At 37.5% G+C, this 16,684-nt stretch carries 16 protein-coding genes; 6 read left to right on the plus strand and 10 right to left on the minus strand.

The genetic code is table 11. The features are described from left to right. Positions 1 to 119 precede the first annotated feature (119 nt). Entirely contained in the window at positions 120 to 518 is a 399-nt protein-coding gene (locus AC3RV6_RS17820) for a thiol-disulfide oxidoreductase DCC family protein (RefSeq protein WP_489747294.1), read from the plus strand. Positions 519 to 569: 51 nt separating this feature from the next. Here AC3RV6_RS17820 and AC3RV6_RS17825 read toward each other — a convergent pair whose 3' ends face one another. Both AC3RV6_RS17825 and adh read right to left on the minus strand, forming a co-directional pair. After that, positions 570 to 929: a DUF779 domain-containing protein gene (locus AC3RV6_RS17825; RefSeq protein WP_489747295.1), complete on the minus strand. Its 360-nt coding sequence runs from the start codon at positions 927 to 929 to the stop codon at positions 570 to 572. Positions 930 to 952: 23 nt separating this feature from the next. Continuing rightward, positions 953 to 2,494, minus strand: coding sequence for an aldehyde dehydrogenase (gene adh, locus AC3RV6_RS17830; RefSeq protein ID WP_489747296.1), 1,542 nt, complete (start codon positions 2,492 to 2,494; stop codon positions 953 to 955). 345 nt (positions 2,495 to 2,839) lie between these two features. On the opposite strand from adh, the gene AC3RV6_RS17835 reads away from it, so the two are divergent. From AC3RV6_RS17835 to AC3RV6_RS17855, 5 genes are all read left to right on the plus strand, one after another. After that, on the plus strand, positions 2,840 to 4,009 hold the full coding sequence (locus AC3RV6_RS17835) for a S1C family serine protease (RefSeq protein ID WP_489747297.1): 1,170 nt from the start codon (positions 2,840 to 2,842) through the stop codon (positions 4,007 to 4,009). A gap of 128 nt (positions 4,010 to 4,137) precedes the next feature. Continuing rightward, complete coding sequence (locus tag AC3RV6_RS17840) at positions 4,138 to 4,824, plus strand: winged helix-turn-helix domain-containing protein (protein WP_489747298.1); 687 nt, start codon at positions 4,138 to 4,140, stop codon at positions 4,822 to 4,824. Continuing rightward, the gene (locus AC3RV6_RS17845; RefSeq protein ID WP_489747299.1) at positions 4,821 to 6,224 is read left to right on the plus strand and encodes a sensor histidine kinase; all 1,404 of its coding nucleotides are present in this window, start codon (positions 4,821 to 4,823) and stop codon (positions 6,222 to 6,224) included. The genes AC3RV6_RS17840 and AC3RV6_RS17845 overlap by 4 nt, the downstream gene beginning before the upstream one ends. 329 nt (positions 6,225 to 6,553) lie before the next feature. Next, complete coding sequence (locus AC3RV6_RS17850) at positions 6,554 to 7,729, plus strand: YhgE/Pip domain-containing protein (protein ID WP_489747300.1); 1,176 nt, start codon at positions 6,554 to 6,556, stop codon at positions 7,727 to 7,729. Between the two features lie 188 nt (positions 7,730 to 7,917). Continuing rightward, a complete protein-coding gene (locus AC3RV6_RS17855) occupies positions 7,918 to 8,457 on the plus strand; it encodes a PadR family transcriptional regulator (protein ID WP_489747301.1) in 540 nt (179 codons plus the stop codon). 871 nt (positions 8,458 to 9,328) lie between these two features. On the opposite strand, the gene AC3RV6_RS17860 is transcribed toward AC3RV6_RS17855, so the two are convergent. From AC3RV6_RS17860 to AC3RV6_RS17895, 8 genes are read right to left on the minus strand one after another with little or no spacing between them, the layout of a single operon-like run. Next, the gene (locus AC3RV6_RS17860) at positions 9,329 to 9,796 is read right to left on the minus strand and encodes a GNAT family N-acetyltransferase (protein WP_489747302.1); all 468 of its coding nucleotides are present in this window, start codon (positions 9,794 to 9,796) and stop codon (positions 9,329 to 9,331) included. Beyond that, complete coding sequence (locus AC3RV6_RS17865) at positions 9,793 to 11,298, minus strand: M81 family metallopeptidase (RefSeq protein WP_489747303.1); 1,506 nt, start codon at positions 11,296 to 11,298, stop codon at positions 9,793 to 9,795. Before AC3RV6_RS17865 ends, AC3RV6_RS17860 begins: the two co-directional genes overlap by 4 nt. Positions 11,299 to 11,335: 37 nt before the next feature. Next, positions 11,336 to 12,556 carry an NAD(P)/FAD-dependent oxidoreductase gene (locus AC3RV6_RS17870; protein WP_489747304.1) on the minus strand — a complete coding sequence of 407 codons (1,221 nt, stop codon included), beginning with the start codon at positions 12,554 to 12,556 and terminating at the stop codon, positions 11,336 to 11,338. Then, positions 12,553 to 12,858, minus strand: coding sequence for a (2Fe-2S)-binding protein (locus AC3RV6_RS17875; protein ID WP_489747305.1), 306 nt, complete (start codon positions 12,856 to 12,858; stop codon positions 12,553 to 12,555). Before AC3RV6_RS17875 ends, AC3RV6_RS17870 begins: the two co-directional genes overlap by 4 nt. 4 nt (positions 12,859 to 12,862) lie before the next feature. After that, on the minus strand, positions 12,863 to 13,135 hold the full coding sequence (locus tag AC3RV6_RS17880; protein ID WP_489747306.1) for a (2Fe-2S)-binding protein: 273 nt from the start codon (positions 13,133 to 13,135) through the stop codon (positions 12,863 to 12,865). A gap of 15 nt (positions 13,136 to 13,150) precedes the next feature. After that, the gene (locus AC3RV6_RS17885; protein WP_489747307.1) at positions 13,151 to 14,416 is read right to left on the minus strand and encodes an NAD(P)/FAD-dependent oxidoreductase; all 1,266 of its coding nucleotides are present in this window, start codon (positions 14,414 to 14,416) and stop codon (positions 13,151 to 13,153) included. 11 nt (positions 14,417 to 14,427) lie between these two features. Then, the gene (locus AC3RV6_RS17890; protein WP_489747308.1) at positions 14,428 to 15,861 is read right to left on the minus strand and encodes an aldehyde dehydrogenase family protein; all 1,434 of its coding nucleotides are present in this window, start codon (positions 15,859 to 15,861) and stop codon (positions 14,428 to 14,430) included. Positions 15,862 to 15,882: 21 nt separating this feature from the next. Beyond that, on the minus strand, positions 15,883 to 16,614 hold the full coding sequence (locus AC3RV6_RS17895; protein WP_489749302.1) for an amino acid ABC transporter ATP-binding protein: 732 nt from the start codon (positions 16,612 to 16,614) through the stop codon (positions 15,883 to 15,885). Positions 16,615 to 16,684 lie beyond the last annotated feature (70 nt).

Consider the following 16,684-nt stretch of genomic DNA (forward strand, 5'->3'; position numbering starts at 1 on the left):
ACTTAAGATCGATTATACGTATATTTATTATACTAAATATTCAGTCACCTGTCAAACTCTTTTTCATATTTGTTTGACTTCATTAGTGAAAGGATATACTTAAATGAAGGAGGATGACCATGAAGAGAATTGTATTATTCGACGGGGATTGCAATTTTTGCGATGCCAGTGTTCAGTTTATTATAAAAAGAGACCCTGTTGCACACTTTCAATTTACCTCACTACAAAGCGACAAGGGAATTAAATTAGTTGAGACATATGGTATTCCTAAAGAAGTTGATAGTTTAGTACTTATTGAGAAAGGCAAGGCTTACGTAAAGTCATCAGCTGCACTTCGCATAGCTAAAAAACTTGATGGCTTATGGCATTTACTATTTATATTCATGCTAGTACCACGCAAGATTCGTGATACAGTATATGATTTTATTTCTACTAATCGTTATAAATGGTTTGGTAAGAAGGATCAAGAAGCAGCTTGTGCACTGCCGACACCTGATGAACGAAAGCGATTTCTGTAATTACACAACGCAAAAAGCCTTCTCAATCTATTAAGAAGGCTTTTTGCTACATTAACTTGATTGCAATTCTTTATTTTCTTCAGCAGTGAATGCACGTGACCGTGTTAAAAACCTTTTACCTTCAACGCCTTCGAGTGAAAACATACCGCCTCGACCATCAACAACGTCAATGATAAGCTGAGTATGCTTCCAATACTTGAATTGGTTTTTGTGCATATAAAATGATGCGTCGCCTATTGAACCAAGCAGCACGTCTTGATCGCCAATAATTAATTCACCATCTGGGTAGCACATCGGCGATGAACCATCACAGCAGCCACCCGATTGATGAAACATTAATGGACCATGCTTCTTTTTTAGGTATTCAATGAGCTCAAGTGCAGCGTCAGTTGCTAAAACGCGCTCAATCATCTACACCGACCTCCCAATTCGACTTAAAAGAATCCTTGCTTATTCTCATCATAACTAACAAGCATGTTTTTCGTTTGCTGATAGTGATTCAACATCATTAAGTGATTTTCCCGTCCAATACCGGATGCTTTGTAACCGCCAAACGCCGAGTGAGCTGGATACATATGGTAGCAATTCGTCCATACGCGCCCCGCTTGAATACCACGCCCAAAACGATACGCTGTATTCGTATCACGCGTCCAAACAGCCGCACCTAATCCATATAGCGTATCATTCGCAATTTCCAATGCTTCTTCTTTCGTTTTAAATGTCGTTACAGAAACGACAGGTCCGAAAATTTCTTCTTGGAATATGCGCATTTTGTTGTCGCCTTTAAAGACTGTCGGCTGGATGTAATATCCTTCTGCCAAATCGCCTTCTAATTTATTTTGCTCCCCACCTACTAGACATTCTGCACCCTCTTGCTTACCTATGTCCAAGTAAGAAAGAATCTTCTCCATCTGCTCTGTAGATGCTTGTGCACCCATCATAACTGTAGGATCAAGTGGATTACCTACTTTGATAGCTTTTACACGCTCAATTGCACGTTCCATGAATTTATCATAAATTGATTCTTGGATTAAAGCACGTGATGGACAAGTACACACTTCACCTTGGTTCAGTGCGAACATAACAAATCCTTCAACTGCTTTATCTAAGAATGCATCGTCTTCAGTCATGACGTCTTCAAAGAAGATGTTTGGTGATTTACCACCTAGCTCAAGCGTTACTGGAATAGCATTTTGTGCTGCATACTGCATAATGAGACGGCCTGTTGTCGTTTCACCAGTAAAGGCAATTTTTCCGATTCGAGGATTTGATGCAAGTGGCTTCCCTGCTTCCAAACCAAAACCGTTAACCACATTCAGCACGCCAGCTGGAAGCAAGTCTTCGATTAGCTCAATGAGCACTAATATTGACGTTGGTGTTTGCTCAGCTGGCTTCAATACAACGCAATTTCCTGCTGCAAGTGCCGGTGCAAGTTTCCAAACCGCCATTAATATTGGGAAGTTCCACGGAATAATCTGACCAACAACACCGATTGGTTCATGGAAGTGATAGGCAACTGTATTTTCATCAATTTGGCTCACGCCGCCTTCTTGTGCACGAATTGCCGAAGCAAAATAACGGAAGTGATCGATTGCTAATGGTAAATCTGCATTAAGCGTTTCGCGAACTGCTTTACCGTTATCCCACGTCTCCGCTACTGCAAGCATTTCTAGATTTTCTTCAATGCGATCAGCAATTTTCAGCAAAATATTTGAACGTACTGTAACAGACGTTTTTCCCCAAGCATCTTTCGCAGCATGTGCTGCATCTAGTGCCAGTTCAATATCCTCCGCAGTTGAACGAGCTACTTGTGTAAATACTTTCCCCGTTACTGGTGTTATATTATCAAAGTAATCGCCTTTTGCGGGCGGTGTCCATTTACCACCTATATAATTATCATATTTTTCCTTAAAATTAATTTTTGCCCCTTTAGTGTTCGGAAATGCATAAACTTGATTTTCTATTGCTTGTACCATATTCCATTCCTCCTCGTCTAATTGGCTTTCTTTTCATTAAAGATGAAATTCACACTTTCACCATAGATGAAATAGTACACTTCATCATAGATGAATTAGCGCACATTAATCTTTGATAAAATTTTTCACACAAAGCTACTATACGTACCGAGTGACAAAGATATGCATCTACAAGCTAGTTTGATAGAATTAAGCTTGTATATTAATAATGTCAGACTATACAAACTATTGCAACTAATATAAAACAATTTCCAAATTTAATAATTAGTAACATTACCGTAATAGTTTGTTCACACTTTCCAAGTAGTATTAAGGTATTAAGTTAGTAGCGGGGGAGGCTTTATCATGACAACAGAAAAAAAAGGTAGGACAGGCACATGGCTTTTATCAACAGTCGGTGCAGGTGTTATCGGTTCAATGCTAACTCTTGGCGTTGTAACCAATACAAATATCATTCCTATGAGTTCACAAAAAGTAGATAAACCACTCGTAAAAGACAGTTCCTACAACGCAGAACAACTTTCGTTTAATAAAGACTTAACACTTTCAGATATGGTTGAAAAGTCTTCAGGCGCAATTGTCGGTATTGTTAATTACCAAAGTGCAGGCAATCGATTTACTGGCACCGATCAGAATGCGGCAAGCGGTGAAGGTTCCGGCGTTATTTATAAAATAGATGGAAATGATGCTTATATCGTTACAAATAACCATGTAATTGAAAATGCAAAGAAATTAGAAGTTTCTTTTGAGGGCGGAGAAACAACTACAGCAGAACTAGTCGGGAAAGACGCACTTAGCGATTTAGCTGTGTTAAAAATTGATGCGAAATATGCGAAAACTACACTAAAGTTTGGGGATTCCGACATTCTCCGAGCAGGTGATCCTGTAGTTGCAATTGGGAATCCACTTGGGCTAGATTTCTCTGGAACAGTCACTCAGGGTATTGTTAGTGCAATAGATCGCTCGATTAATGTAAATACTTCTGCTGGAGAATGGGAATTAAACGTCATCCAAACCGATGCCGCCATTAACCCTGGTAACTCTGGTGGCGCTTTATTGAATGCAGCCGGAGAAGTAATCGGTATTAATAGCTTGAAAATCTCCGAAAGTGGCGTGGAAGGACTAGGATTTGCTATTCCTAGTAATGAAGTTGTTCCTTTAATTGAAGAAATGACAACTTCAGGATATATCGAACGCGCTTATTTAGGCGTTGGACTGGAAGACCTAAGTCATGTACCGCCTCAATATGTACAATTTCTACCTGATACTGTAGAGGGCGGCGTCATTATTACCAATGTTGACCCAGAATCACCTGCTGGGAAAGCGAATCTTCAAGTTGAGGATATCATCACAGAAATTAACGACACAAAAATTAAAAGCGCTAGTGAATTACGAAAGTTTTTATACACAGAATTAAAAGTTGGGGATAAAGCAACATTCACTATCTACCGCGGAAAAGATGAGCGGAAAATTCCACTCACTGTGACAAGCAACAAGCCGACTCTAAAAGAGTAAGTAAATAACCCTGTAGATCATACGTCCATAAGTATTGGGTGTATGATCTATTTTGCATTGGTATTTGCATATTTTCAGTTTTTACTTTATTTTGAAAGGACTAGAAACTTGAGAGGAGATGCGTGTAGTTGAAAGTTTTAGTAATTGAAGACAATGAAAGTGTCTCTTCAATGATTGAATTGTTTTTTTCAAAAGAAGGAATTGAAGGCGTATTTAGTAAAGATGGGCTAGACGGTTATAACCAGGCATGTGATGGCCATTGGGATTGTCTCATTATAGACTGGATGCTACCTGGCATGGACGGCATAACAATTTGCCGAAAGTTAAGGGAAGAACAATACGACGGGCCAATTATTATGCTGACGGCAAAGGATAGTGAATCCGACCAAGTACTTGGACTTGAAATGGGTGCCGATGACTATGTCACAAAACCATTTAGTCCCCTTACACTCATGGCGCGCATTAAAGCTGTCACAAGAAGATACAAACCTGAACGCAGCGAAGAAATTAAGTCGAAGCATTTTATTATTAATAAAGAAACACGTGAAGTGCTACTAGACGGCAAGACTATCCAAAACTTAACACCAAAAGAATTTGATTTACTTTATCACTTCGTTCAACATCCAAAACAAGTATTTTCACGCGATCAGCTACTTGATCAAGTATGGGGCTTTGACTTTTACGGGGACGATCGAACTGTTGATGTACACATTAAGAGGCTACGGTCAAAAGTTTCAACAGATGAAGAACCTTTTTTCCACACAGTTTGGGGCGTTGGCTATCGTTTTGATGAAACAACGGGTGATGGTAAATGAGGGTAAAGTATTTAGTTCAACAACTCGCAAGTCATTTTAGTGTAATCATCATTGCTTTTCTCATTTTAAGCTTACTTTTTTCCCATTACGTTGAGAAGTTTGTCTATGATACGAAAACGGAAGAACTCGTGACATATGGACATAATATTTTGAAGGATATTGGCGCCGATAGTAGGAATTCTAGAAACACCTTACAATCATATGGACATGTACTAGAAAGACGCGAAATCCAATATAGTTTATTTGATGAAAAGTCGACCATTATCTACTCAACTAGCTCAAATACACCACTTATTGAACTCAATGAAACCGAATGGGCAAAAATTAAAAATGGTCATATCGTCACTGTTAAACAAGATTATAATCGCTTTAAAGAAGGCGTCACATTTGTTTTACTGCCATATGTTAACAATAATCAGTTTGTCGGGGGAATCTTACTCACATCGCCGATAAAGGGTTCACGAAAAGTCATTTCGGAGATGAACAACTATTTACTCTATACGACAGCCATTGCGCTTTTCTTTTCATTATTACTTAGTTGGATTTTATCGACATTTCATGTTCGGCGGATTAAACGATTACAACTTGCTACTTCCCTAGTCGCAGGCGGCGATTATTCGGTCCGTATCCCGTCACGTAATTTCGATGAAATAAGTGAGCTTGCCAACGACTTCAACAGTATGGTCGAAAAGCTTAACGCTTCAATGGAAGAAATTGAACACCTTGAAATTCGGCGACGCGAGTTTATGGCTGATGTTTCCCATGAATTAAGAACACCACTCACGACAATTCGGGGAATTATCGAAGGTTTGAATAATGATATGATTTCTGATTCTGAAAAAGAAAAAGGTCTAAAGCTTGCAACAAACGAAACAAAAAGACTCCTTCGTCTCGTCAATGAAAACTTAGATTACGAAAAGATTCGTTCGAACCAAGTTACTTTGAATAAACAAAATATCCAACTTGTCGAATTGCTGGAAATTATTAAAGAACAGCTTAATTCACCTGCCGCCGAACGTAATAATGAGATCTTTATTTCAGCACAAGACGATGTTTTCGTTTCCGCTGACTATGACCGCCTCACGCAGGTTTTGATAAACATTACAAAAAACAGCATTCAATTTACTGAGAACGGAACCATTTCTTTACGCGCTTTTACAAATGAGCAAGAAGCGATTATAGAAATTGAAGATACCGGAATCGGGATGAATCCTGCTGAAATCGAGAAAATATGGAGTCGATTTTACAAAGCAATCTTATCTAGAACCGATAATCCTTACGGGGAATTCGGTCTTGGTTTATCTATCGTCAAACAACTCGTAACGATGCACGGCGGCACAATTGACGTCATAAGCGAAATAGACAAAGGTACAAAATTTACGATTATATTACCGAAATAAACGAAAAAGCCATCATTTAATTGATGGGGAGAAAACTTTAAATCATAACTTAATTTAAGGACACCATTTAAATAATGATTCGGTCGCTACCTTGCCAATCGCTAAATACAACCGTATTTAGCGATTTTTTGTCTGGATAATAGTCAAAAAGACAATCTAAATATAAAAACTTTAACCTCCCCTTCCCTTTCATGACTTCGAATCCCATTTCTTAAATAAAGATACTTGACATTATGAATAAAAGGAATAGAATAAAGTACTCAATACAGAGTACTTTAATAAAAGTATATTATTTGAAGTGTAATCTAGCTAAAGAAAGGGAATAACAAATGAAATTTACTCAATTCTTAAAATCTAAAGGATCTATCGGTGCAATCTTTATGGGGATTTTCTATGCAATTGCAATGCTAGGAATCTTCTTACCTGGCTATGCAGCAATTCCGGGAAATATTGACAAATTACCAATTGCTATAATTAATGATGATACTGGTGAGATTGGCGCAATCATCGCTGATCAATTACAAGAAAATTTACCTTTTAAACAAATAGAAACGGATCTAACAAATAAAAGAGCTTTAAAAGATTTAGAAAAAAATGATTTAGCCTTAGTCATACATATCTCAAAAACATTCTCTTCGGATATGCAAAATGGTGAGACATCATCAAGTATTGACTTTACAATTAATGAAGCAAGCGCAACAGCCGTTTCTACGACTATGAGTTCAGTTGTTACAAAAATTAACAATCAGTTAAGCGAGCAATTTTCAGAGCAAGCAGCTCAAAGCATATTAATGAACTTCCATGTACCAGAAAATCAAGCTGCTGAATTAGCAGATAAAATTGAAACTGGTTATGTAGGAAACGTAGTTACAATCAACGAAATACCAGACGGAATGCATAATAATATGCTGTCAATGTTCTTAACAATGGCTGGTTATGTTGGTGCTATGATCGGAGCTATGCAATTAGTAGCAGTTTTTAAAGAAAACCGTGGAAAATCTAGTAAAACAAGGTTATTCATTTATTTACAATTAACTGCACTATTGATTGCAGTTTTATCATCACTCGCTGCTACAGGAGTAGCCTATTTAATTAACGAACCTAGTGGGGGCTTGTTCTTCCATATAGTAGGTCTTCAAACGCTAAACTATATAGTATGTTTCAACTTCACAGCAGTTTTTATCTTTTTAGTTGGTCCAGCAGGTATGATTTTAAACTTGCCAATTTTATTCATCCAAACATTATCAAATGGTGCTGTAATGTCACGTGACATGATGTACTTGCCGTATGAATGGATGAGTCATATTTCACCAATGTATTACTCAGTACAGGCTTATGTCGCAGACCTATTCGGAAGCACTAGTCCAAGTCCATTTGTTTGGTCATTAGCCGCTGTTGGTGTCGTAGCAATGTTTATTAATATGCTTATCGTTGCTGTTATTCACAAAACACTACCCACAGAAAAATTAGAAACAAACACCGTAATGGATGAGCTTTCTATATAAGCATAAAATAAGTTTATCATTAATAGTTTGAGAAGATACAAGAAGAAAATCGTTGAATAATATGACACTCGTCCGGAGAAGGAGCCGCTGCAATAATTTTTTTATTCAGCGGAATTATTTGAACTTATATAAAAGTACAACTTAACTTTGTTATAATTAAAATAATTATTCTTAAAGGAGCCTAAAGTATGAGCATTCAAGTTTTTATACTATGCAAACTAATGAAAGAGAATACTTACCCTTATAAGTTAAAAAAACAGATGTCAGAACCAATTCCATTAGACGAATTAGGCAGGATCACAGAAAGCAAACTTTACTATCATTTTGAATCCTTAGCAAAACAAGGTTTAATTGAAATAGTAGAAACTATAAAAGAAGAACATCGACCTGAAAAACATGTATTTGAAATTACTACCAAAGGTCGTGAAGAACTCCCTAAGAAAATCTATAAAATGTTTAAAGATGCCGATACTATCAATGATATGGTCATAGGCTTTGCAAATATCAAATATGTGGAACGCGAAGAAGTAGCAAAAATATTAGAAACGAAGTTAAAAAGTTATAAAGCTCGTTGGGAACATATTATGAAATTTAAAAACACCAGTCAACAAGACCAAAGTTATGAAAACCTTACTCTATTTCTTAGTGGATATTTCTCAACTAAATCAGATCACACCATTTATTGGCTTGAAGAAGCAATTAAAAAAATTAAAAATGGTGAGTTCTAACAACTATTCAGACTTTAGGTCTTTTCTTATCTATGAAAAACCGTCATTTTCAAATACTAAAAACGCTCATTTCTGAGCGTTTTTTTGTATTTTCCTAGCTCTATGCTCCAAGTCAAAACTTATTATCGCTAATGTAAATAAATGCACCAATACACTTAAAGTCAACTATAAACTTTAACCAAACAGTACCAAACGCCAACGTGATGAACATTATAAGCGTTACGCATTGGTCGTATTCGGGATGAACTCGAAAACCGGAGACAGCATATAAAGCAAAGTTTTTACAACACATCCTAAAAGAACTGGTTTAAAGATTCTCCTACGTATGATTAAATATCACTTATACAATGAAACAGTCGGCGAAATTTTGCCGACTAGTTTAGCGCGTATTTTATAAACATACAATCCAAATATGAAATGGGTAACAGAAATTACAAAGTTTAAATCATTTGAAGAAAAACTATATGTATGGAGCATATTGGATTTATTTTTGACAACTTACATTCGATAAAAAACTTCCACTCTATTCCAACCAAGTCTGACTTTCCACATAACTTTTTACGTAATGGAAACTATTATAACAACACCGTGATAGAGAAATTTTTGGGTATTACGAAGATATTATTTCTTTACTTAAAGTATTTCGATAGCGCGATAAATGAGAATTCTAATCATAAATAAATCAAGGTAAAACTAAAAGGCCTGAGTCTGGAGCAATACCGAGTTCAGACCTTGCAGGCTGACTAACGAAATAACCTGTCTAAATTTCCGAGTTGGCACTTCCACGGAAAGTCCCCTTTATTATACAAACAATTTTTCAGTGGCATGAAATACTATTGACCGACTTAAATAGTGTTATTTGAATAATTCCTTAGAACTTAAATACCATGCAATATCTGTCTTCTCCTACACCGTACTCACCATTTCTTGTCTCCTTAATGACAAATCCGTACTTTTCATATAATTTGATAGCCGCCTCATTTTCTATATTTACTGTAAGGCTAATAGTTTCAAAACCATCTTCTTTAATTACTTTAAGGAGTTCCTCTAGAAAGATTTTCCCGATCCCTTTTCCTTGTTGATCCGAACGTACGTAATATCCAAAAACATAAGCTTCTTTTTCAGATGAATAAGAACGCATCAATTCAGCTACTGCAATTGGACGATCATCACCCTTTTCTCTGAACAATACGATTTTGCCGTAACGAGCCATTGGGACTAGCGTCTGCTCATCGACTGCGCCTATGCCAGGAAATGCATCAATCTCCAATTCCATCATCATTTTTTGCATTGGTGGATCTAATGATTCAGGTACTTCAATATAGTAATTAGCATTCATGCTTTTTCCTCCTCCATATAAATCACTTTATCTAATGGCCAAATTGGTCTAGGTATATTTTGATAAGACATCTCTGTCAAACGATTTGTCGAAACACCCGGTGCATCGACGTATATTACTTCCTCGACTAGCGAATCAAATGCTGCACGGAAATGATTTTTCACTTTCATGCCTAAAATTTTCTTGCTTCCAGGCTCAATTTCTAAGTGCCTGAACATTTCCGGGTCGTTTGCCGACATAGAACGGCCAATTAGAACAATATCCAAATCTCCAACTTTAATATGAACAGAATCCTTTAAATCTACTTTCAGGTATTGATTAAATGGTCCCGAATTATAAAAAACACCATCTTTAATTTTAATAATTTCTGCTTCCACCTCAACGGGAGAACCAAATTCAGGTGATACTTTTCCTCCAAGTGACAAACGCACTTTTGCTCCTTCACCTGCAACTTTACACTGTGTAATAGATTCTGGATCATACAATCCACCGAACAATGAATTCGTCAATCCTTTTTCAATCATGGCTCGTAACAATACAGTCGTGTCTCCACTACCGCAACTTAATGGGTTGTCCGAAATATCAGCTAACACGACAGGTTGTTTTGTTGTAGACATAGCTAATGTCAAAGCTTCATCGACGTCTGGTAATTCAACCAAAAATTCGTCTTTAATTCCCCAATACTCTTTTGCTAACGAAGAAGCTACCTCCTCAGCAATTTCTTGATTTTCTCCAAGTACTATTATGCTTGCCCCTGCAGTATCAATATCAGCGTAAGGGAATCCTCCAAATATCGACACGTTGACAATATGCTCATTTTTTTCCGCTTCTTTAGCCAGATCCATCATTTTTTTCATAGGACCTTCTTCAGTCCTCATGTTTAATGAAGGCAACAACATTGGTATACTTCTAAAAGCAGCAACATATTTTTTATTATTCATCAAGCTGTTAAACAAATGGCTTGCCGCAGCGTATCCCTGGTCAAACATATCAATATGCGGATACGTTTTAAAACCGAAATGAAGTGGTGTATGTTGAATCATCTTTTCACTCAAGTTCGCGTGCATATCCAGTGTAGTAGCAATAGGAATATCCGGCCCAAAAACGCCGCGGATTTTACGAAGTAGTTTCTCTTCGGGATCACTTACATGATCAACGACCATCGCACCATGTAAAGCTAACAGAAAACCATCTAAAGGTTCATTGGCCTTTATTAATCGAAGCATTTCAGATTCAATTTCATCGTATGCGCTTTGTTCGACAATTCCTGATGGTATTGCTGCCGCACATAAAATCGGCACGACCTCTATAACATCTTCCTTCGTTTGTAAAAAGTTTAAAAATCCTCCTATTTCTGTTTTCGTGTTCTCATAATGCTTTATAATATCTTCTTCTAATAAATATGCCTCATTTTCAAACTCTTCAAAAGTAGTCTTTAACGGTGTAAAACTATGCGATTCATGATAGAAAAAAGCAATACCTATCCTCTTTTTGTTTATCATATGTTTCTCACTCCTATTAACAAGATACAGAAAGTTGTTAAGTTTGTTGCTCCCATATTACTTGTAATTGATCCCTTGCATCTATCACATTTGGATGAAATAGAATATCAGCGGTATCTCTAACACTACGTAACTTCTCTACTTCTTGATTAATATCTTTAGTGGTAACCTGACCTATTCCTAAGTCATGACAAACTGAAAACCCAGCAACTCTACCTTGAGCTCCAGATACTTTTGCACCTTCAATTCCAGTTATATTACCCGCCACATAAAGTGAATCTACTTTGGTTCGCATTTCAGAATTATGAAGTGGAACAGCACCGCTAAGACCTTTTAAACGAACAAATTGACAGCCTGCTGCAACTGCTAATTCACTTTGTGGTGTAAGTCCACCCGACAAACAAACCGCATCAACATTTTCTTTAAACGGATTACCAATCGGATTACCTTCTGTATCGATTTTTGTTATTGTAACACCTTCTACTTCACTATCTCCTTGTATGTCCAAGAGCGAATGTCGAATGTGAAGCGGTATTCCCCATACTTTCAAGCCGTTCTTAGGATAAAAAGTTGCAGCTAATTTACAGCCCAATTTTGATCGCAGAACACTACCGCCTAAACGCATGAGAAAGTTAGGTGCAAACTTTGCAACCGGTTGGAATGATGCCAACAACTTAGTAGGTTCAGATATACTTTCTGTGAATTTATTACGAGGTGCCATATAAATCCCTACAACTTCTGCCCCTCCGAGCTTCATTGCACGAGCAATGGATAATGAAAGAATATCAATACCCGCAACGATAACCCTTTCTCCCGGTTTCACTTGATATTGATTCGTTAACACTTGTGCACCACCGACTGTTAACACCCCCGGCAATGTCCATCCAGGCATAGGCAGTGCTTTTTCAATCGCCCCGGTTGCCAAAATTAGTGCTTTTGCTTCTATTAAGTTCCTCAAGTTAGCCGGATTATGCACTGAAGATACATGAATTTTCCAACCTTCTTCCAAACTCCAAACCTGTGTACCCGATAATATTTCAACGCCATGTGTCACTGCTTCTTTTTTCAATTCAGATGCAATTTTTTGTCCAATCCACCAACCATTATTACCTGGCTCTTCGTGTAATTGTCCGTTCAATTTTCCACCAACATCCGGATGGTCATCAATGATAATAACTTTTCCACCGCGTCGCGCAACTTCAATTGCAGCAGATAGACCGGCCGGACCGCCCCCTACAATAGCCACATCATAGATCATGTAGAAACATCTCCTCTATCGTCCGAAAGTAACTCCATCCCTTCCTCAATGGGGGTGATGCAAGCCCTAACCGTTCCAAAACCATTTAAATTAACTCTGCAATCATAGCAATTTCCTATGCCGCAATAAATTCCTCGAGACTCACTTTTCTTCTCGGATTGTCTCAACGTTTTAATTCTCATTGCCCATAATGCTGATGCAACGGTGTCACCTTCTTGCCCTAATAACTCGGTACCATTAAAGGTGAACCGGATTTTCTCCCGATCTTCGATTGAAATAATCGAATGCTTTGTAATTCTCATAAAATCACTCCTCTCTCAACATGACCATACCAATTGAAACTGGTCGCACCGGATGATGAATAGTTAACTTTGATGGCATGTCACAGAGCCCTTCCGCCGTATCCTGAACTATTTCATCCACCATAGATCGGCAGATTCTACCTTGACATATACCCATTCCAAGCCTTGTCGCCATTTTAATTTCTTGTGACGTTGTTGCACCTAAATCCTTTGCACGTTGTATGTCGGATAACATTACTTCTTCGCACCGACAAATAGTAAAATCATGAATGCTCATTAAACTGTCGGCCTCCTATACTCTACTGAGTTGTTTAAATCGGTTTATATACATTGGCTCTATTACTTGCTTTATTTCACTGCTAAGCTCTTTATTATTTGTTGTATCAAAAATTAATAAACTCATCAATTTCCCCATTACAGCAGATACACCGAAACCGTGTCCATTATACCCTGCGGAAATAAAACCATTCTCCCAATTAACTAATGGACCAAATGCTGGAACATGATCTGGTGTAATCTCTACTGTTCCTGCAAAACCTCGTAATAATTGTTTTGAATGAAGTTCTGGAAATTGTTCAACGAAACGCTTACTTTGTAACTTCATAGCATAGGACGTATTACTAACGTCAAAACCATCTATCTCCCAAGGTCCTCCACCACCAAACAAGATATTCCCCGCATGTGTCTGCCGTAAGTAAATACCATTTCCTGTAAAGAATGGTTGTACAATTCTCTTTCTAATTATTTCAGTGGCCATAATTTGAGATCTTCTTGGTCTAATCAAAACATGTTCACCCAACAACTCACACACATCTGTAGACCAAGGACCCGTGCTAATTAAAAAGTAATCTGCAGTAATCTTTCCCGTTTCAGTGACTACAGCTGTAATCGATTGACCAGTAGTTTCGAAAGATTTCGCTACCGTATGAGGATAAAACTTTACGCCTTTTTCTTTCAACAACTTTATAAGACTTTGAATCGTTGTAAAGGGATAGGCTTGAGCATCATCATAACTAAAAAGTCCTCGACGGATATCTTTATTTAAGTACGGCACCTGTTCTTTCATTTCATCATAATTCATCATTTTGACATCAATGCCAGCTTTCAAATACAGCTCATATGCCAATTCAAGCTTTTCTATTTCTAACTGATTTCGGGCAACCATTAAATGTCCCTTTTTTTCGTAATGCGTTAATATACCTTTTTGATTCAACTTACCCCACAGGTCTACCGAATGTTTGGCAAATGCGACTTCGGACAATTCACGCCCCATCGTCATGATGGCTCCACCATTTCGTCCAGATGCAGCCGCTCCAATTGACTTTTTCTCAATTATAGAAATTTCAAAACCTAATTCACTCATATAATGAGCGGTCATTAGGCTTATAATTCCTCCACCAACCATAGCAATATGGGGTTTTGCTTTTGACTCTTCTCTTTTTATATCTAAATAACCTTGAATTGCTGAGTAGGAAAACTTTGCTCTTTCTGCATCTTTCTCGTTTTCCTTTTCATCATTCAAAGCAAGCATTGTTAAAAGATTTGTTTCTTGCTTCATTTTCATCACCCTTAATAATTAGTGTAGATAGACTTCCACTCTGTCATCACATCGAACGCGTGGTGAGAGACTTCCCGATGTCCATTACCTGACATTTTCATACCTCCGAATGCAACGCCCATTTCAGCACTTGAAGTTCCACTATTTATATAAACGAGGCCGGTAACCGCTTCACGTGAAGCACGATTCGCTAAGTTCAAATCACGTGTATAAACAGCTGTGGAAAGACCATAAATGGTATCATTATTTACTGACATTGCTTCATCAAATGAATCGACTTCGATTATTGCCAATACAGGCCCAAAAATCTCATCTTTCGCTATTAAATGGTTTCTTTTAACTTCTGAAATAATAGTAGGTTCATAGAAATAACCTGTTCCTTCTATTTTCTTCCCACCTGTAATAAGTACTCCACCCTCACTTATTGCCTTTTGCACATAATCGTTAATCGAAATTAATTGTTTTTCATTTACAATTGGTCCGACCTGACTCTCTTTTTCAAGCCCATTACCAACTTTTAATGCCATTGTTTTTTCTTTTAATTTTAAAAGTAGCTCTTCTTTAACATCTTTTTCTACGATGACTCTACTTGCAGCAGTGCATCTTTGCCCAGTAGTTGCAAATGCAGATTGTATAATCCCAATAGCAGCACTTTCAATATCAGCATCCTTCAAAACAACTACCGCATTTTTCCCACCCAATTCAAGTGAAACTCGTTTCAATCCTTCAATACTCATTTGGGAAATTGCTTTACCTACTTCAGTTGAACCAGTAAATGCAACGACTTTCACTTTTTCATGAGACGCTAAAGAAGAACCAATTTTACTACCGGACCCAGTTACCAAATTAAACACACCCTTTGGTAAACCCGCCTCTTCGATCACTTCAGACAAAAGCTTAGCGGAAAGAGCAACTTCTGAAGCCGGCTTCCAAACAATCGTATTTCCTGCAATGAGTGCTGAAAATATTTTATATGCAGCTAATGAAATCGGGAAGTTCCATGGTGTGATGCACGCTACTACACCCAATGGTTCGCGGATCATGTGTATTGTTCTATTAGGAGTTGCAGACGGGACTATTTCTCCCAGGAACCTCTTACCTTCTCCTGCCATATACTCGCCATTTTGAATGACCACATCTACTTCACCTAATGATTCAGTTAAAACTTTCCCCATTTCTCTAGTCATAACTTCTGCCATTTCCGACTTTTTATCTTGAAGTGCTAAGACAATTTTTTTGATATAACCTGCACGAGTAGGTATCTGCATATTTCTCCAATTATGATAAGCATTATCCGCAGCTATTACAGCATCATTCACTTGCTTTTCTGTCGCCAAACTATATATACCGACTTCTTCTAATGTAGCTGGGTCTATACTAGATTCATACTTTTGATCATCTTCTGAAACCCATTCTCCATCTATAAATAACGTTGAGTTTTCCATTTCTTTGCTTCCCTCTTTTCATTAGTCCTCCATTTTTACCAATCGTAAAAAAGAACTTAGTCGTTCACTTTTTGGTGTTTTCAATATAATTTTCGGGTCGCCTTCTTCTTCAATCTTTCCGTCACAAACGAAAATCACACGGTCGGCCACATCATGGGCAAACGTAATTTCATGTGTAACGACAACCATAGTCATCCCATCCAGTGCCAACTGTTTCATTACTGCTAAAACTTCTCCAACTAGCTCAGGGTCCAAAGCTGATGTAGGTTCATCAAACAACATAATTTTCGGATTCATCGCAAGCGCTCTTGCTATTGCAACCCGTTGTTGTTGGCCACCAGACAACTTTTTCGGATAATAATCTTTCTTATCCTCTAGACCAACCTTTTTTAGTAAAGTTAACGCTTCCAGTTCAGCGTCTTTCTTACTTTTTTTCAAGACAAACATAGGTGCAACTGTAATATTCTCTAATACTGTCATATGTGGAAATAAATTAAACTGCTGAAATACCATTCCTACTTCTTGTTTAATAATACTCATATTCTTCTTGGAACCATCCAAAGGAATATTATCAATAACAATTTTTCCTTCTGTTAATTCTTCAAGATTATTTAAACATCTTAGGAGCGTACTTTTTCCAGATCCACTTGCACCAAGGAGTGCAACTACTTCTCCTTTTTTAATTTGTAAATCTATTCCTTTTAATACTTCCACATCTCCAAAGTTTTTCTTCAATTGGTTTACTCGAATAATTGCATCGGTACTTGTACCCGTTACCTTATCCATATTATTTTCTCCCTGCATTGAAGTTTGCGCTACCATT

This window comes from Sporosarcina sp. So3-204 (genome assembly GCF_058068165.1).